Annotated in this window: 19 protein-coding genes and 1 pseudogene; 4 read left to right on the top strand and 16 right to left on the bottom strand. The window is 52.4% G+C overall.

Annotated elements, in window-relative coordinates:
* Nucleotides 1-85: 85 nt before the first annotated feature.
* Together CD000_RS10635 and CD000_RS10640 are read right to left on the bottom strand one after the other, a co-directional pair.
* Nucleotides 86-580 carry a methylated-DNA--[protein]-cysteine S-methyltransferase gene (locus tag CD000_RS10635; RefSeq protein ID WP_011230446.1) on the bottom strand — a complete coding sequence of 165 codons (495 nt, stop codon included), beginning with the start codon at nucleotides 578-580 and terminating at the stop codon, nucleotides 86-88.
* Entirely contained in the window at nucleotides 570-2786 is a 2217-nt protein-coding gene (locus CD000_RS10640) for a PAS domain-containing sensor histidine kinase (RefSeq protein ID WP_096225626.1), read from the bottom strand. Before CD000_RS10640 ends, CD000_RS10635 begins: the two co-directional genes overlap by 11 nt.
* Nucleotides 2787-3049: 263 nt before the next feature.
* Between CD000_RS10640 and CD000_RS10645 the strand changes: the two genes are divergently transcribed.
* Nucleotides 3050-4822 (top strand): B12-binding domain-containing radical SAM protein, encoded by a 1773-nt coding sequence (locus CD000_RS10645; protein WP_096225627.1) that lies wholly within the window; start codon nucleotides 3050-3052, stop codon nucleotides 4820-4822.
* A gap of 359 nt (nucleotides 4823-5181) precedes the next feature.
* Here CD000_RS10645 and CD000_RS18810 read toward each other — a convergent pair whose 3' ends face one another.
* From CD000_RS18810 to CD000_RS10655, 4 genes and pseudogenes are all read right to left on the bottom strand, one after another.
* On the bottom strand, nucleotides 5182-5334 hold the full coding sequence (locus tag CD000_RS18810) for a hypothetical protein (protein WP_168157889.1): 153 nt from the start codon (nucleotides 5332-5334) through the stop codon (nucleotides 5182-5184).
* Nucleotides 5327-5494, bottom strand: a complete 168-nt coding sequence (locus tag CD000_RS18465) for a hypothetical protein (RefSeq protein ID WP_011230441.1) — start codon at nucleotides 5492-5494, stop codon at nucleotides 5327-5329. The genes CD000_RS18810 and CD000_RS18465 overlap by 8 nt, the downstream gene beginning before the upstream one ends.
* Nucleotides 5491-5646 carry a hypothetical protein gene (locus tag CD000_RS18815; protein ID WP_198962503.1) on the bottom strand — a complete coding sequence of 52 codons (156 nt, stop codon included), beginning with the start codon at nucleotides 5644-5646 and terminating at the stop codon, nucleotides 5491-5493. Before CD000_RS18815 ends, CD000_RS18465 begins: the two co-directional genes overlap by 4 nt.
* A gap of 60 nt (nucleotides 5647-5706) precedes the next feature.
* Nucleotides 5707-6615, bottom strand: a pseudogene (locus CD000_RS10655) (zinc-binding dehydrogenase); the annotation flags it as partial.
* A 98-nt stretch (nucleotides 6616-6713) separates the two neighbouring features.
* Here CD000_RS10655 and CD000_RS10660 point away from each other — a divergent pair.
* On the top strand, nucleotides 6714-6914 hold the full coding sequence (locus CD000_RS10660; RefSeq protein ID WP_020959067.1) for an alpha/beta-type small acid-soluble spore protein: 201 nt from the start codon (nucleotides 6714-6716) through the stop codon (nucleotides 6912-6914).
* A gap of 12 nt (nucleotides 6915-6926) precedes the next feature.
* Here CD000_RS10660 and CD000_RS10665 read toward each other — a convergent pair whose 3' ends face one another.
* From CD000_RS10665 to bcaP, 3 genes are all read right to left on the bottom strand, one after another.
* A complete protein-coding gene (locus CD000_RS10665) occupies nucleotides 6927-7802 on the bottom strand; it encodes an anti-sigma-I factor RsgI family protein (RefSeq protein ID WP_369806599.1) in 876 nt (291 codons plus the stop codon).
* Nucleotides 7711-7929 (bottom strand): anti-sigma factor domain-containing protein, encoded by a 219-nt coding sequence (locus CD000_RS19570; protein WP_369806556.1) that lies wholly within the window; start codon nucleotides 7927-7929, stop codon nucleotides 7711-7713. The genes CD000_RS10665 and CD000_RS19570 overlap by 92 nt, the downstream gene beginning before the upstream one ends.
* A gap of 150 nt (nucleotides 7930-8079) precedes the next feature.
* Nucleotides 8080-9495: a branched-chain amino acid transporter BcaP gene (gene bcaP, locus CD000_RS10670; RefSeq protein ID WP_096225628.1), complete on the bottom strand. Its 1416-nt coding sequence runs from the start codon at nucleotides 9493-9495 to the stop codon at nucleotides 8080-8082.
* A gap of 316 nt (nucleotides 9496-9811) precedes the next feature.
* Between bcaP and CD000_RS10675 the strand changes: the two genes are divergently transcribed.
* Together CD000_RS10675 and CD000_RS10680 are read left to right on the top strand one after the other, a co-directional pair.
* Entirely contained in the window at nucleotides 9812-10153 is a 342-nt protein-coding gene (locus CD000_RS10675) for a DUF485 domain-containing protein (RefSeq protein ID WP_063166522.1), read from the top strand.
* Entirely contained in the window at nucleotides 10153-11688 is a 1536-nt protein-coding gene (locus tag CD000_RS10680; RefSeq protein ID WP_096225629.1) for a solute symporter family protein, read from the top strand. Before CD000_RS10675 ends, CD000_RS10680 begins: the two co-directional genes overlap by 1 nt.
* Before the next feature lie 61 nt (nucleotides 11689-11749).
* Here CD000_RS10680 and CD000_RS10685 read toward each other — a convergent pair whose 3' ends face one another.
* From CD000_RS10685 to CD000_RS10715, 7 genes are all read right to left on the bottom strand, one after another.
* Nucleotides 11750-12244, bottom strand: a complete 495-nt coding sequence (locus tag CD000_RS10685; RefSeq protein ID WP_095859049.1) for a GNAT family N-acetyltransferase — start codon at nucleotides 12242-12244, stop codon at nucleotides 11750-11752.
* 26 nt (nucleotides 12245-12270) lie between these two features.
* Nucleotides 12271-13398 carry an o-succinylbenzoate synthase gene (menC, locus tag CD000_RS10690; protein ID WP_096225630.1) on the bottom strand — a complete coding sequence of 376 codons (1128 nt, stop codon included), beginning with the start codon at nucleotides 13396-13398 and terminating at the stop codon, nucleotides 12271-12273.
* A 23-nt stretch (nucleotides 13399-13421) separates the two neighbouring features.
* Entirely contained in the window at nucleotides 13422-14234 is an 813-nt protein-coding gene (locus tag CD000_RS10695; RefSeq protein ID WP_096225631.1) for a GNAT family N-acetyltransferase, read from the bottom strand.
* Nucleotides 14209-15378 (bottom strand): M20 peptidase aminoacylase family protein, encoded by a 1170-nt coding sequence (locus CD000_RS10700; protein WP_096225632.1) that lies wholly within the window; start codon nucleotides 15376-15378, stop codon nucleotides 14209-14211. The genes CD000_RS10695 and CD000_RS10700 overlap by 26 nt, the downstream gene beginning before the upstream one ends.
* Before the next feature lie 116 nt (nucleotides 15379-15494).
* Nucleotides 15495-15920, bottom strand: a complete 426-nt coding sequence (locus tag CD000_RS10705) for a threonine/serine exporter family protein (RefSeq protein ID WP_096225633.1) — start codon at nucleotides 15918-15920, stop codon at nucleotides 15495-15497.
* A gap of 15 nt (nucleotides 15921-15935) precedes the next feature.
* Entirely contained in the window at nucleotides 15936-16679 is a 744-nt protein-coding gene (locus tag CD000_RS10710; RefSeq protein ID WP_015374227.1) for a threonine/serine exporter family protein, read from the bottom strand.
* A 339-nt stretch (nucleotides 16680-17018) separates the two neighbouring features.
* On the bottom strand, nucleotides 17019-17435 hold a 417-nt coding region (locus CD000_RS10715; RefSeq protein ID WP_198962504.1), incomplete at its 5' end, for a UPF0236 family transposase-like protein.

Raw genomic sequence — 17435 nt, forward strand, 5'->3', positions numbered from 1 at the left:
TCAGCCTCTTTTTCCGCCTGCTTCATTGCAGCATCCGCATACAACGCCTTCCAAACCCTTTGCCTGTTCCACGAACGCAAGAGCGTCATCTACGTAAGCGGCGCTCAAGCTCCAACAGCTTCGCCTTCACATCGGTGCGGCTTCCAGCATAGCCAATGAGAGCGCCGTTTTTGCCGACAACGCGGTGGCACGGAACGAGAATCGACAGTTCATTCGCCCGGTTTGCCTGACCGACGGCGCGCACCGCTTTCGGGCGGCCGATTTGCGCGGCGATGTCAGCGTATGTCGCCGTCTCGCCGTACGGAATGCGGCAAAGCGCCGCCCACACCTCTTCTTGGAAGGCAGTTCCCTTCCACTTCAGCGGCAAGTCAAATGCTTGGCGTCGACCGTGGAAATACTCATCCAGCTGCCTAAGCGCGCGTTCAAGAAGCGGCGACCAGCTTTTGACAGCCGGATGTTCGCCGGCGAACGCGCGCCATTCTTCTGGAAACAGCTCGACTTTGACAATCGCGTCGCCGTCGGAGGCGATGTAAATGTCGCCGAGCAGCTCTGAGCGGTATACTGCATATTCAATCGTCAACGTCGTCCTCCCTTTCCATTCGTTCGATCGGCAGCGTGATATGGAACGTCGTGCCGACGCCGACTTCGCTTTCCACTTCAATTTTCCCTTGGTGCTCTTCTATGATTTTATAGCTGACCATCAAGCCGAGGCCGGTGCCGCGTTCTTTCGTCGTATAAAACGGCTCGCCAAGCTTTTTGATTTTATCTTTTGGAATGCCGCATCCTTGGTCGGTGATGGAGATGCGCACATAGCACCCGGCGCGGGTGATGTGCACCGTAATGTCCCCGCCTTTTGGCATCACTTCGATGGCGTTTTTCAAAATATTGATGAACACTTGCTTCAACTGATTCGGCTCGCAATACACCGGCGGCAGCCCGCGCTCGAAGTCGGCGATGATTTGCACGTTGTGCATCATCGCTTGGGCGCTGATCAAATCGATCGTGTCTTGCATAATTTTGCAGATATCATTTTGTTTGTACTGCACCGCCTGGGGCTTCGCCAAGACCAGAAACTCGGTGATGATCGACTCAATCCGTTTCAATTCCGACATAATGACATTAAAATACATCGAATAGTCGCCGTCAATGCTTCCTTGCAACAGCTGAATGAAACCCTTTAGCGCCGTCATCGGATTGCGGATTTCATGGGCGATGCCGGCGGCCAATTCCCCGACGACGTTGAGCGTATCCGACTTGCGCAACTGCAGCTCCATTTCTTTGCGCTCCGTAACGTCGCGAAACCTCATCATCCCTACGCCAGGAATGACTTCTTTTTTCAAGGAAAACTCAACGATTTTCCCCTTTCCCTCATCAGAAAACTCAACTTCACCGTTCGCCTCGCCGGCGCGCTGGCATTGCTGGAGGAGCTTATTCAGCTGGCGGCGCACCCGCTCTGGAACAAGCTCCATCACCGTTTGACCGAGCAGCGTTTCTTTTGCGGCAGCGAAAAAGTCGCAGGCGATCGGATTCGCGTCGATGATGCGATGCTTCTCATCCCACAGCAAAATGCCATCCATCGCATGATCGAAAATGCTCCGGAACTTTTGCTCGCTTTCGCGCAGCTCGCGCTCGATTTTCCGCCGCTCGCTCACATTGCGGAAAATCGTCAAGTGGTACCCGTCGATCGCTCCTTTTTTCATTGTGAACTCGAGCTGCTTATCCTCACCGTTCGGCATATGAAACGTCAGCTCGTCACGGATTTCCCCTTTGCGCCGGAACTCGCTGAAAATGCGTTTCACCTTTTCGTCCCCATAGTCGACAAAATCAAACAAATTGCGGCGCACAAGCAAATTCAAGGGCAGCTCAAACGTCCGGCTCGCCGCCGGATTGGCGTTCAATATGTAGCCAAAATCGTCCCAAATGAGGATCGCCTCATGCGCTTGTTCGAAAATAGCCCGGAACCGTTCTTCGCTTTTTTGTAACTTGATTTCCATATTTTTTCTTTCTGTCACATCGCGCATAATGGCCATGTAAAACCCGCTATAGACGTTGGAAGTCGCCGTCAGCTCAAACATTTTCACCGTTCCGTCCGGGCGGACAAGCGACAACTCGCCTTTGGCCGTTCCCTTTTCTTTCACTTCCGCGAGCAGCCGAGCGAACTCATTGGCGCATTCGCGGGCGACGAACTGCTGAAACGACAAATTGAGCAGTTTTCCTTTTTCCAAGTTCAAGCTCATCGAAAACGCCGGATTGACATCGATAAACCGCCCAAATTCATCGAAAATGACGATGCCGTCAACGGCGCGGTTGAATACGTCGCGAAACAAAAACTCATGAATGATGCGTTCGCGCTCAAGCGCCTTATGGGCTGAGATGTCGCGCATCATGACAAGGTCAAATTCGTCGAACACATCCTTTTTCATCGAAAATTCCACATGCTTCACTTTGCCGTCCGGCAGTTTGATGAGCAGTTCATCGCTGAACGAACCGAACTTTTGCAACATCGAGCGCTGAAACAGCAAAATATCGGACGGCACAAGTTCGAGGAACGAAGAAAACGAATGGCCGATCAACGAAAACTTATCCATCTCAAACAGCTTGCACGCCGCTTCGTTCACATCGACAAATTCACCGTTTTTATTTAAAATCACGATCGCATCGAGCGACCGCTCAAAAATGATCGAATAACTGTTCAACCGCTCTTTTAACCGCCGATTTTCCTCTTCAAGCGACCGCACATCCGGCGATGCATTTTGTTCTTCCCGAGGAGAAAGGCTTTGAGCCATATCCATCTCTCCTTGTCTATTCAAACCATTCAACGAAATATATATTCGATGTGGAAAAATTTACTCCTCCCTGATTTACGAAGATTTTTTAGAATTCTTTTCCACGATGTTCGACAAGTTTTTCTGCTTTTTCATTTGGCTAAACTGCATGATAGTCAACTCTCCCCCCTCGCTTAAAGCCAAATGAAAGCTTCCAATTGCATCTATAAATTATAGACAAAGGAGTTTTGCTGCTATATTATAGACAAAGGGGTTTTGTTGCGATGAACATCGTCTGTGCGACATTGAACGCCAAATACATTCATATGAATTTAGCCATCCGCTATTTAAAAGCATACGCTCAGCCCGAATTTGACGTCAAGCTTGTTGAGTATACGATCAAAGACCCGGTGCTGAACATTGTGACTGATTTGTACCAACGCCGTCCGGATGTCATCGGCTTCAGCTGCTACATTTGGAACATTGAAGAAACGATCAAAGTCGTAAAAATGTTAAAAAAAGCGGCGCCGGGCGTGACGATCGTCGTCGGCGGACCGGAAGTATCATACGACGTACGCGAGTGGATGGAACGAGTGCCGGAATTTGATTTTATCGTGATCGGCGAAGGGGAAGAAACGTTTAAGCAACTGCTGTTCGTCCTAAACGGCAGCGGGGACGTAAGCAGCATCGCCGGATTGGCGTTTCGTGACGGGGACCGCATCGTCATCAACCCACAGCGGAATAAAATCCGCTTGGCTGACATGCCGTCACCATTTCGCTTTCCAGAAGACATTCCCCATCTTCCAAACCGGATCGTTTATGTCGAGACGAGCCGCGGCTGCCCGTTCAGCTGCCAGTTTTGCCTGTCGTCCATTGAGGTTGGCGTCCGCTATTTTGACCGCGAAAAAATCAAAGACGACTTGCGCTATTTGATGCAGCACGGGGCGCGGACGATCAAGTTCGTCGACCGGACGTTCAACATCAGCCGCAGCTATGCAATGGACATGTTTCGCTTTTTAATTGACGAACATGTACCGGGAACGGTATTTCAGTTTGAAATTACCGCCGACATTATGCGCCCGGAGGTCATCGAGTTTTTAAACAAGGAGGCGCCGCCCGGGCTGTTCCGCTTTGAAATCGGCGTTCAATCAACGAACGATGAGGTGAACCGCCTGATCATGCGCAAGCAAAACTTCGCCAAGTTGTCGCGAACGGTGACGATGATTAAAGAAGGCGGGAAAATTGCCCAGCACTTAGATTTGATCGCCGGGCTGCCGGAAGAAGATTACGACTCGTTCCGGAAGACGTTTAACGACGTGTTCGCCCTTCGTCCCGAAGAGCTGCAGCTTGGGTTTTTGAAATTGCTGCGCGGCACCGGGCTGCGCCTGCGCGCCGAGGAGTACGGCTATGTGTATATGGACCATGCGCCATACGAAGTGCTCGCCAACAACGTCTTGTCGTTTGATGACGTCATCCGCATCAAGCAAGTGGAAGACGTGCTCGAAAAGTATTGGAACGCCCATCGAATGGACGAAACGATCGAGTACTTGGTGACCGATGTGTTCCCATCGCCGTTTGACTTTTTCCAGCAGTTTGGCACGTATTGGGATGAACGCGGCTGGGCGCGCATCGGCCACCAGTTAGAAGACTTGTTCCGCCGCCTGCATGAGTTTTTGCGTACGTGTATGCCAGATGCCCTGCCTGTCGCCGAGTCGCTTATGAAATACGACTATTTGCGCAACCAAAAATATAAGCCGCGCAAGCCGTGGTGGGACGAAAAAACGGAGAAAACGGCGCGCGCGGCCATCTATCGGGCGCTGCTCGAGCGCCCTGAGGCGCTCGGAGCGGATTTTGCCGCCCTTGGGCTCGGGGAAAAGGAATTGTTTAAACATACGGTCGTTGAAATCGTGCCGGTGGATGTCGGCTGCTACACGTCCAAAAAACAGCTTTCGTTTACGCCAACCGTCATCGTCGCCTACTTCGACCCGTCCGGTGCCGGTGCGACGCTGTTTTCCGCGCCGCTTTCAGCGTTGTCGGTTTCTTCGGCGTCGGCTTAGACCGGAAGTTTTTTGTCATGGCCGGCCGCTTCTCCATGAAAACGGAGGCTGGTGAACAGGCGCTGACAACCCTTCGTTTCCTTACGTCCGGAGTGTTGTCAGTGCTTTTCTTTTCCATTGAGCACCCGCTTACCGACTCCTTCTGTCAGCCCATGCGGATGTTCCCGATTCGGGACGATCAACGGCTGGCTAGTTTCCCTGAATCGATGAAGCCGTGTCTCATCACCGCCGCTGTTTCGCCACATTCCATTCATTCGCAAACGGGAGCTGCCCATTCATGGCACAAAAAAAGAACGCCGCTTCCGGCGTCCTTATTTTTTCGCTTGCCCGCTGTGAAAGCGGCTGGCAGACAGCCCCCCTCACCGCGGTGGGTCTTCCTTTTTTGTTTCCTTTCCCTTCGCCCGTTTTTGCTCTTCCATCAGCCAAATGGGTTGATGAGCGGCAAAATCGCCCCATTCAAACGCCATTTCTTCATTTCGTTGGACAGGCCGCTCCTTCTGATCGTTATCCATCTCCGCCTCCTTGGCGTCCTTTTTTCGAATTGCGGTTCGCGCCGCGAATCATGTCTTCTTCGCCGGCGTATTGCGCGGCAAATTCCGTATCCGGCAGGCTCTCGGTCGGCGTTTTATTGTTGTTTTTCGCTGCATCGAATTTCACTTTTCGTTTCATCATCGTTTCGCCTCCCCTTCATCTGTCGTTTTCCGTTGATAAGCGACAAGCACAATTTCTTCCCCCGTCTCTTCGCGCAGCCGCTGCTCCAACTGCTGCAGCTGGCGAAGCGTCCCGTCATGAAGACGGGCAACCGGGAATGCGATGTCAGTCACATCGATCCTCCTTCCACATTTTTTCTTATCGTGCCTCGGCCAGGCACGCTTTATGCACCATTACGGCTTCAGCACGACTTTGATGCAGCCGTCTTTCTTTTCATCGAAAATTTCATACGCATATTGTGCCTCATCGAGTGGAAGGCGATGCGTAATAATATCGGTCGGGTCAAACTTTCCTTCGACAATCCACCCATACAGCGTCGGAATGTAATGAATGACCGGCGCCTGCCCCATTTTCAGCGTAATGTTGCGTGAAAATAAATCGCCAAGCGGAAACTGGTTGTAGCGGGAGCCATACACTCCAACGAGCTGAATCGTTCCGCCTTTGCGCACCGCCTGCGAGGCGATAACGATCGCCCCCATCGCGCCCCCTTGCAGCTTCAGCGCCGAGCCGATGAGTTCAAGAGGGGTCATTTTCCCGTCTAGGCCGACGCAATCGATGACTACATCCGCCCCGCCGCCGGTCAGCTCCTTCATGTATTCACCGGTGTTTTCGTATTCGGTAAAGTTGATCGTCTCTACTTTATTCGTCTTTTTCGCGTGCTCAAGCCGGTAATCGATGTAATCGACAGCGATGACGCGCTTCGCTCCTTTCAGCCAAGCGAACTTTTGCGCCAACAGCCCGACCGGCCCGCAGCCGAGCACGACGACTGTGTCGCCGTCTTTCACTCCCGCTTCGTCGACGCCCCAAAACGCGGTCGGAATAATGTCGGACAAAAACAATAATTTTTCATCTTCCAATTCACAATCGTCGGGAACGACAAACGGGGTGAAGTTGGCAAACGGCACGCGCAAATATTCAGCTTGCCCGCCCGGGTAGCCGCCAAACGTTTCGGAATAGCCGAAATACGCCCCCGACTCGCCGTTTGGGTTTGACGCGTCACATTGACTCTCAAGCCCGTGCTGGCAATACCAGCATTGTCCACAGGCAATCGTAAACGGCACGACGACACGGTCGCCTTTTTTTTGTGATAAACTCTCCCTTTAATTCCCACCTATACCTCACCAACAGTTTGCTTATACTAATGATGCCATATCGAAACATGACGAAGGAGGCAAAAAGAATGGCACGTGGAAGCAACAAACTGCTTGTTCCAGGCATTGAACAAGCATTGGAACAAATTAAATACGAAATCGCCCAAGAGTTTGGCGTGCAGCTCGGGGCTGGCACTGTTTCGCGCGCCAACGGCTCCGTCGGCGGGGAAATTACGAAACGGCTCGTCGCCCAAGCGCAAAGCGAGCTGGCAGGACGGAGAACAGAATAAAGCCGAGCGTGATCACTCGGCTTTTTTCGTTTTGGAATCGATGATTGTCGGCTGGCGGTGGACATTCGCCGGATCGCGGCGATCTTTCTTGTTGCTGCGGTCGTGCCGGCCATCCGCCGCCTTTTTCTCTACATAATGACCGCCCGGCCGCGACGGACGGGCGGTCCCATGGTTTTTCCCTTTCGGAGAAATCTCTTTGTCCGACGGGGAACTTTCTTTATTTGAATCGGTGTTTTTTCGCTCGTGCAACGGCTGTTTTTCTTTTTTCTGCTGCTTTGGTTTCTGTTCGCCATGCTTTTGTTTCATTTGCGCCGGCTGCTCTAGTTTTTGCCCTTTTACTGGTGATGGTTTCTTTTCCTTCTTTCCGCTTTGTCCTTTCTCTTTGTCCGGCTTGGTGGATGTGGACGAGGCCGGTTTTGCTTTTTTCTCGATCTGCAACAGTTTTCCGGTCGTCATTCCTTGCTCAGCTGCCCGGCTGCGCACTTCCATTGTGCTGTTTGCCGTTTTGATAACGATCCGGTCGTCCGCCACCGACCGCTCGATTTCAGCAAGCTCAGCGGACAGCTTCCGCGCCGAGGAGGCGTTACGCTCTTTTTCCACCGTTGTAATGAGCACTTCGCCGCCTTCCTTTAAATAGCCCTTTTTTTCGCTTAATACAATAATTTGTTTCGCCACCGCAGAAAACGGTTTATTTTTCCATGCAGGGAGCGCAGCGAGCACGTTTTTTCCTTCTTCATTATACGCCTTTAACGTCAATACGTGCAGATCATCGTCGACCCCCGCTTCAATGCTCGGATTAATGTCGATCGACATATATGCGTACACCGCGCCGGAAGGCCACTGAATCCAAGTGGTGACAAGCAGCACGGCCGCTGCCAAAGCGCTCACCAATGCATATCGAAACGAACGACGGTGAAATGGAAAGGTTTTTTTTTACTGCACCTGCTTCAATCTCTTCTCCAACTTCATACTCCCCTTCCTTTTTCACCCGGAGAAATTCCCCCTCGGTCGTCAATACGGTGACAAACTTCCTCGTTCGTCCATATCATCATTTTCCTGTCTATGATGGAGTAGATTGTTTCGTTGCCATTCGCATGTAACCGAACGAAAAAGAGGCTTTCCCACCTCTCGGTTCAGGAAAGCCTCTTCTTTTTCAGTTGGCCAATTAACCGACTTTTTCTTCACTTTTAGCTATTTCGTTAAGCGCGCTATGCTTGCGGCCGTAGACAAAGTAAATGACCAAACCAATCAGCAGCCACGAGATAAAACCGATCCATGTCGTCATCGGGAGCTGAAGAGCTAAGTAGCCGCAGAACAAGACGGCTAAAATCGGGATGACCGGAACGAACGGGACGCGGAACGCCCGCTTTAAGTTCGGCTGCGTTTTGCGCAGCACAAGAACGCCAATTGAAACGGTAATAAAGGCAAAGAGTGTGCCAATGTTCGTCAGTTCCGCCAATTTGTTGAGCGGGATGATGCCGGCGAATACCGCTACAGCCGCTCCCGTCAGCCACGTATTGACATACGGCACTTGGCGCGTCGGGCTGATGCGAGCAAACACTTTCGGCAGCAAACCGTCGCGGCTGATGGCGTAGAAGAGACGCGTCTGCCCATACATCATCACAAGGAGCACGGTCGTAATGCCGGCGATCGCCCCGAGCGAAATAAAGCCGGCGACCCAGTCTTGATTGATATAGTTTAACGCGAACGCCACCGGGTTTTTTACGTTCAATTGATCGTACGGAACGATGCCCGTCAGCACGAGCGAAACAGCGATGTACAATAACGTGCAGACAAGCAACGACACGATGATGCCAATTGGCATATTGCGTTGCGGGTTGCGCACTTCTTCCGCCGCGGTCGACACCGCATCAAACCCGATGTAAGCGAAAAACACTGTTGCAGCGCCGGTCGCAACACCTGCAAATCCATATGGCATAAACGGCGTCCAGTTTTCCGGCTTAACATACCAAACGCCAACCGCCAAGAAAAGCAAGATGACAGCCACTTTAATAAAAACCACGACCGTATTGAAATGGGCCGATTTTTTCGCACCCATGTTCAGTAAAAACGTAATGAACAAAATAATGAGAATAGCCGGCAAATCGATGATTGTGCCTTTCTCCGGGTTATATGCGCTCGTGAGCGCCTTCGGCAGCTCAATGCCAAACCCAGCGAGCAGGCCTTGGAAATAGCCGGACCAGCCGGCGGCGACCGCTGATGAAGCGACCCCATATTCCAAAATCAAGTCCCAACCTAAAATCCAAGCGAACAGTTCACCAAATGTGGCATAGCTATATGTGTACGCGCTTCCCGACACCGGTACGGTCGAAGCAAACTCAGCGTAACAAAGCGCCGCAAACACACACGCCAACCCAGACAAAATGAACGAAAGAACGAGCGCCGGACCGGCATGCTCTGCCGCAGCCACCCCGGTCAGGACGAAAATGCCCGTCCCGATAATGGCACCGATGCCGAGCATCGTTAAGTCGAATGCCCCTAACTCTTTCCGCAGCGAGGCTCCTTTCGCCCCCGATTCGTTTAAAAGCGCCTGAATCGGTTTTTTACGAAACAAATTCATCGGATGTCTCCCCTTGTTGTTTTTTGTAGAAAATTGTTGAATTTTATTGTCGAATACAGTTGTCATTCTACATGATCCTTGTTTTTTGTAAAGTGCGAAAATAAGAAAAACAGAAAAAAATTTTTTCGTTTTACGCGGTAAAGCAAAAAACATTTCTCTAATAATAACAAAAAAATCAATTTACAAATTTTTCAGATAAATATATAATGAATGTGTGACAAATTTGTGACAAGAAAGGAGGTTTCCTGACGCTGCCGGCCTTTATGTTCCGTCATCTCATTTGAAAACGCTTTAACAAAGACAGGGAGGGATCCATATGGCAGTAAAAAAACAATCCTTTGCCGAACAGGCAGTTGTTGATTATGAAGCAATCGCCCAATCCGCCTCGTTTCGTGGCCTTATCCGAGAGAAAAAAGCCTTTATTATTCCAGCGACGTTCTTTTTCTTTGCATTTTACCTCATCCTTCCGATCTTGACGTCGTACTCAAAGGTGCTCAACGCGCCAGCAATCGGGCCGGTTAGTTGGGCGTGGCTGTTCGCCTTCGCACAATTTGCCATGACTTGGGCTTTATGCATCCTTTATTCGAAACGGGCTGCCAAGTTTGACGACATCGTTGAACAAGTAAAACAGGAAGCGAAGGAAGGAGGAAACGCTTAATGAACGGATTAGCCTTTTTCCTCTTCCTCGTCATCGTCGCCTTGACGCTTGTCATTACGTACTATGCCTCGAAACGGACGAAAACGACGAGCGAATTTTACACCGCTGACAGCAGCCTCACCGGCTGGCAAAACGGGCTCGCCATCGCCGGCGACTATATGTCCGCCGCCTCTTTTCTCGGCATTGCCGGCATGATCGCCCTGGCTGGATTTGACGGCTTCTTTTACAGCATCGGCTTCCTTGTCGCTTATCTTGTCGTCCTGTATATCGTCGCCGAGCCGCTTCGCAATCTTGGCAAGTACACGATGGCCGACATGATCGCCGCCCGTTTTGATGATAAAAAAGTGCGCGGTGTCGCGGCGTTAAATACGATCGCCATCTCGATCTTCTATATGATCGCCCAGCTTGTCGGCGCCGGCGGCCTCATCAAGCTTCTGTTAGGCTTAGACTACGTTTATTCCGTCTTGATCGTCGGCATTTTAATGACCGTGTATGTCGTGTTCGGCGGCATGACGGCCACGAGCTGGGTGCAAATCGTCAAAGCCGTCTTATTGATGGTCGGTACGTTTATCATTTCCATCATCGTCTTTGCTAAATTCGATTTCAGCATCGCCAAAATGTTCCATGAAGTCAAAACCGCGACACCGCTTGGCGAAGCGTTTTTAAACCCGGGCAACAAGTTTAAAGACCCGCTCGATACGATTTCATTAAACTTGGCGCTCGTGTTGGGGACGGCCGGGCTGCCGCATATTTTGATCCGCTTCTTTACGGTCAAAGACGCGCCGACCGCGCGCAAATCGGTCGTTTATGCAACATGGATCATTGGGATTTTCTACGTCATGACGATCTTTTTAGGGTTTGGCGCCGCCGCGTTCGTCGGCTATGACAAAATCGTCGCCGCCAACCCGGCCGGCAATATGGCCGCCCCGCTTCTAGCCGAAGCGCTTGGTGGAGATTTCTTATTTGCCTTTGTTGCCGCGGTTGCCTTTGCCACGATTTTGGCGGTTGTCGCCGGGCTCGTTCTGTCAGCCGCCTCGGCGTTTGCCCATGACTTTTACAGCCATATTTTGCGGCGCGGCCAGGCAACGGAAAAAGAACAAATGCTTGCTGCCCGCTGGGCATCGGTCGGCGTCTCGGTATTATCGATTTTGTTAGCGCTGTTTGCCCAAAAAATGAACGTTGCCTTCCTTGTGTCGCTCGCCTTTGCCGTCGCTGCAAGCGCCAACTTGCCGACGATCGTCTTTACGATCTTCTGGCGTCGCTTTAATACGACAGGAGCCATTACTGGCATGCTCGTTGGCTTGATCAGCGCCCTGTTGCTCGTCTTCTTCAGCCCGAACGTCTGGTCACCGCAGCCAGGAGCCGCCATTTTCGTTGGCGAACCGCTCTTTAAACTCGCCAATCCAGGCATTATTTCCATTCCGCTCGGTTTTATCGGCGCCATCATCGGAACGCTCGTCTCATCGAAAAAAGCGGATGAAAAGAAATATACGGAAATTGTCGTCAAGGCGAATACTGGGATCGGACGCGTGTAACACAACGAAGAAGGGGCTGATCCAAAACGCGAATGCGTTTTGGGTCAGCCCCAAATTGGCGTTACAACAGTTTGTATAGGTAATATTCATTGACAAATTCTCCGCCCACTCTTAATGATTGAACCCTCTCGCCTTCTAATACGAATCCCATCTTCCTATATAAGTTGAACGCCTTATCGTTCCCTTTCATGACCGTAAGTCCTAATCTCGAAATTCCAACTTCCTTTGCCCACTCAAACGCTTTGTTGAATAGTTTAGTGGCAATGCCCTGTCCTTGATAGTCTTCAAGAACTCCCAAAACAACATTGGCAGAATGTCGATTTCGTTTTACATCGCCTCCTATGACAGCAAGGAACCCGACAAGCTTGTTTTCAGTTTCAGCAACAAAGATCATTTTATTCGGTTCAAACAACATTCTTTCAATCGATTTACTTTGTTGTTCAACCGTTGTTTGCCGTTCGCCAGGCTCAAATAACATAAAACCAGATTCATCAATTTTTTTGCACAACTCCAAGAAATGTTCCGCATCGCGAACTTCAATCGGTCTTATCATCATTTTTTCTTTCTCCCTTTTATCATCCTTTATGCCGTCGCCGTACGATGAAACACCTTCGCAAACTGCGTATACCGCTCAACTTGGCGGCGGTCGACGTCATAGCCGATGCCCGGCGCGTTCGGCACGCGGATCAAGCCGCCTTGCACCTCGACTTCCGGTGTGATAATATCCCGCTCCCAATAATGGGACGACGCGGCGGTGTCACCGGGAAGCGCGAAGTTTTCCAACGTCGTGATCGCGATATTGTGGGCGCGCCCAACGCCCGCTTCGAGCATTCCCCCGCACCAGACCGGCACGCTGCGCTCAGCACAAAGATCGTGGATGCGCTTCGCCTCCCAAAGCCCACCGACGCGCCCGATTTTGATGTTGATGATGCGGCAGCTGCCAAGGTCAAGCGCCTTGCGCGCATCGTCATAGGAACGAATGCTTTCATCAAGGCAAATCGGCGTCTGAAGAAGCGACTGCAGCCGGGCATGATCGACAAGATCGTCAGCGGCGAGCGGCTGTTCGATCATCATCAGCCCAAACTCATCGAGCGCCTGAAGCCGCTTGGCGTCAGCGAGCGTATACGCCGAATTGGCATCCGCCATGAGCGGCACGTCGGGAAACGCGCGCCGCACGTCGCGAATGACATCAACATCCCATCCCGGCTTGATTTTCACCTTGATCCGCCGGTACCCTTGCGCCACATACCGTTCAATGACCCGAAGCAAATCGCCGACCGTCGGCTGGATGCCGATGCTGACGCCGACTTCAATGTCCTTTTTCGTTCCTCCGAGAGCTTGAGAAAGCGGGACGCCGAGCCGCTTGGCGTACAAATCCCATACCGCCCCCTCAAGCGCCGCTTTCGCCATGTTGTTTTGGCGGATGGCGGCAAAGCGCTTTGACAGCTCCTCCGGGTGGTGAATCGGCTCAGCCAACGCAAGCGGCACAAGGAAATCCTCGAGCATATGCCAGTTCGTTTTCACCGTTTCCTCGCTGTACCACGGGGCGGAAAACGCAACCGATTCGCCCCAGCCGGAAACGCCATCGCAGTCGACCGCCTCCACTAAAATCAACTCTTTCCTTTGAAACGTGCCGAAGCTCGTCGTAAACGGCGCCTTCAACTCCATTTGCAAATGGCGCAATATGACGTACTCGATGTTGATCGCCATTCCTCTTCCCCTTTCTGCGGCAGTCATTCGTTTCTCCTCACCCATATGTAGTGCATCGCCGGCTCCCCGGAACGGCGCCAAGCGCCGGCGGCAATCCAGCCTTCCGCAAGCAACCGCTGAAACAGAGCGCGCGTCGCCAGCCGCCACTCAAGCGCCAGCGCGAGATCCCGCTCTTTCAGCTGCGGAAAGTCAAGCGGAACCGCAGCCAACAACAACGGCGCCGCTGTTTCATCGATGTCTCTCGGCACGGGCCGCAACAGACCGTCAGCCCTTTGACCTGCCTCGAGCACCGTCAGACTTCTGGCCTTGAGAAGATCTGCTTTAACCAAATTCCGTTCCCCAGTCACTCGCTCATCAAGCCGCCATTCGACGATGAAGCGGTCAGACGGCAGTTGACCGTTCAACGCGTCATTCATTTCGCCGTAGCAGTTTTCCACATACTCGACGCCAAGGGCCCCAAGCTTCGCCAAGTTCAAATAGCCGTTGCGGCTTTGCAACGGGTCATACGTCCAGCGGATGACTCGGTAGCCGCGCCGCCGCGCTTCTTCGGCTTGCTTCATTTTTAAGCGGTAGCCGATCCCTTGATCGCGAAACGGTTTGGCAATCCCCATCATGTGCGAACAAAGATACACTTCCCCGTTTCGAAACCCAGGGAAGCTATACACAAAGCCGACGAGTTTCCCGTCCATATACGCCCCGATCGCAATGCCGCCGTTTTTCACCGCTGTCAACGTTTGGTGAAGCGGGATTGGCGCTGTCCCCCAAACGTCCGCCTCCAACTCAGCCATTTCTTTTAGCTGTTCCATCGTCTCAATGATTTGCAGCGACAGAGACACGTTCTTTCTCTCCCTGTGGCGCAAACGTCGAAAACGTATGGATGACCGTTCGCGCCAAAATTTCCACGCCAGAAAGCAAATCGTCGCGCCGGAATGTCATCTGCGGATGATGGAGCCCAGGGCGCAAGTCACAGCCTAACCCGAGCATCGTTGTCTTCAGCTCCGGTTTTTGAAAGGAATAAAAATGGAAATCCTCTCCTCCCGATGTCACAACCGGCGGAACGCATTTTTCCGTCCCCAAGGCCGCGATAATCGCCTCCTCCATCAGCCGCACCGCATCTGGATCAGGATGAGCGGCGACGATGCGCGTCCGTTCCACCAGTTCAATCTCCGCCCCATAAATGGCAGCGACCCCGTTGATCACATGACGCAGCCCTTCAACGAGCCGCTCCATCGCCTCGTTCGTTTGCGCCCGCAAATCAAGGGAGAATTCCGCGTAGTCCGGGATCGTGTTCGCATCTTTTTCACCGGCGTGAAACTTCGTCATTTTGATCGACGCTGGCACTTGTGGGTCGATATGAATTTTGCCGAGCTCCTGCACAATGGCGCTGCCAACTTCAATGACATTGACGCCTAAATGCGGCCGCGCCGCGTGCGCCGCCACACCGCGGATCCGCCCTTCGATGCATTGCGCCGCCCCATGGATGATCGCCGGCGCCGCATATCCGCCTTTCACTTCTTGAATCGGCCGCAGGTGAACGCCGTATAAAAACGACACGCCGTCGACCGCTCCTTTTTCGATCAGCTTTAACGCCCCTGTTCCTTTCTCCTCGGCCGGCTGGAACAAAAACCGGAGCGTCCCCGGCGGCTCATAGCCGATGCGGCGAAGCAGCTTCGCCACCCCGAGCACGATCGTCATGTGGGCATCATGCCCGCACGCATGGTTCGGCTGCCAAACGCCGTTCACTTCTTGCCAAAGCGCATCCATATCGCTGCGCACCCCAACCGTAAACGGCCCGGCGCCGATTTCCGCCACCACACCCGGGCAATCGGCAAACGTCCGCACCCGATATCCTTCGCGCTCCAACTCTCGGCAGAGAAATTCAGTCGTTTGCCACTCTTCCCAGCTGATTTCTGGATGGCGGTGAAGGTGATCGAAAACCTCCCATAGCTCCGCTTTCATCTGCTCGATAATGTCTTTCATTCCGCTCTCCCCCGCTGTTTCAAAATCGATAGAAAAAACATCGTTATATTCATTATAATATTCAGACAAACAAATACAACGATAGGCAAATGATTGGAAAAAACAGACACGTGCCATTACGGGCGGCGCTTTACCAGCTGGTTGACGACCTCAGAAAAAATGAGCCCCATCGCAATCGCCCCAGAAATCATGAACGCTTTTGCCGCCAACGGAATCGCTGCATTGTAGTCGTTCATGACGACATGACGCATCGCTTCAAATGCCGTCCCACCTGGAACGAGCGGGAGAATGCCAGGAACAATAAAAATGGTTGCCGGCGCCCGATAGCGCCGAGCAAACGCATTGCTTAAAAAGGCGACGAAAAACGCGGCTATAAACGTCGCAATCACACTGTCTACGCTCGAACGTACAGCAAACGTATAGGCCGCCCATCCGCTCATCCCGACCAATCCGCTATGCGGCAACAGCCGCGGCGGAACATTAAAAATCATGCCAAACAACGTTGACGCCACAAAGCTAAGCAGCAACTGCATAACAATCATGACCTGTGCTCCCTATCATCGAATAGATAAAACAAAGGCGATGCCAGTGCCGATCGCAAACGCCGTCAAAAACGCCTCGGCCCCGCGCGACAATCCGGCGATGAGATGGCCGGCCATTAAGTCACGCACCGCGTTCGTAATGGCCAGCCCCGGCACGAGCGGCAACACCGAGCCGATGATCATGTTCCCGACGTCCCCGCCAAATCCGGCCTGCACCATTAACAATACGAGCCCCCCGGCGACAAAAGAAGCAAAAAATTCCGCGAAAAACCGGATTTTTACAAACCGATGCACCATCTCAAAACACCAAAATGCCACCCCTCCGGAAAAAAGCGATGGGAAAAAGTGAACCATCCCTCCAATCAATGACGCAAAACAAGCACTCGCTAACGCTGCGGCGGCGGTTTGCTGCCAAAGAGGATAACCCATCGGGGCGCGCCCGATATCCTCGAGCTCCTTTCGCGCCTTTTCAAGCGTCAATTCACCGCGGCTGATGCGCCGGGAAATATCGTTCACGACCGCCACTTTCGCTAAATCAGTCGAACGCTCGGAAATGCGGATCAATCTGGTTGAGTCTGTCCCTTCAATAGAAAAAATAATGGCCGTTGGTGTGACATAACCATGGGAGCGCGGCATGCCAAACGAAGCAGCGATGCGCGTCATTGTATCTTCCACCCGATACGTCTCTCCGCCGCTTTCAAGCATCAATTTTCCCGCTAATAAACAAACCTCAACAATATCATCCACCCGCTCCGTCATAACCGGTTTGCTCCTTTCGTTTTCGCTCGGCATGGCATTGGCCATCCCGTTTTCCCCTGCCGGGCGCTCATCGCAAAAACAAACTCCCACCAAACAAATTGGCAGGAGCCGCCTCGGATATCGTCTTTGTCAAACTTGTTTCCATTATAGCAAACAAGCGGTTGACTGCCAAACCGTGAAGGAACGAGGAGTCAGTCAAGACTTTGTGGAGAACATTTTTTCGGTTCACTACGGGTGTTGTCAATCACTAGTTAGCGAACCATTTTCAGGAATTGATATCGTAAGCGCTTTCGGACTCTCATCCCTCATCTTGAAGTGATGATATTGTATTCCATTTTTTTACACCAAACCAAAATCCCGAAGCGCCGACAACGCTTGATGGATCGGCGTCCCGGATGACCGCTGCAGACACGGTAGATTCTGACGCACCACATCTGCCCACAACCGTCCTGCCTTCCGTTTGGCCTGTTCAACCCGCTTGGACTTCGTCGAGGCCGAGGCTGCCGTTCGGGTCTCTTCTTCCTCCACCAACTGCCCATTTCTCCGCCAAATCCCGTCGATTCGGGCTGCCATCGCCCTCAGAAACGCCCGAAGCCCTTGGTCTTTCCAGCTGCGGCGGGATTTCACCCGATGCGCAAACCGGCTCATCACGCTCTCGGCGTGGCCCATCGGACGCATGCCGGTCGTCTCCACCCCTTGCTCCGACAGCCACTCCCGATAGTCCCGGATGCATCCCGGCATCGACTCGATCCGGCG

Origin of the sequence: Geobacillus sp. FJAT-46040 (genome assembly GCF_002335725.1) — a bacterium.
GTDB lineage: Bacteria > Bacillota > Bacilli > Bacillales > Anoxybacillaceae > Geobacillus > Geobacillus thermoleovorans.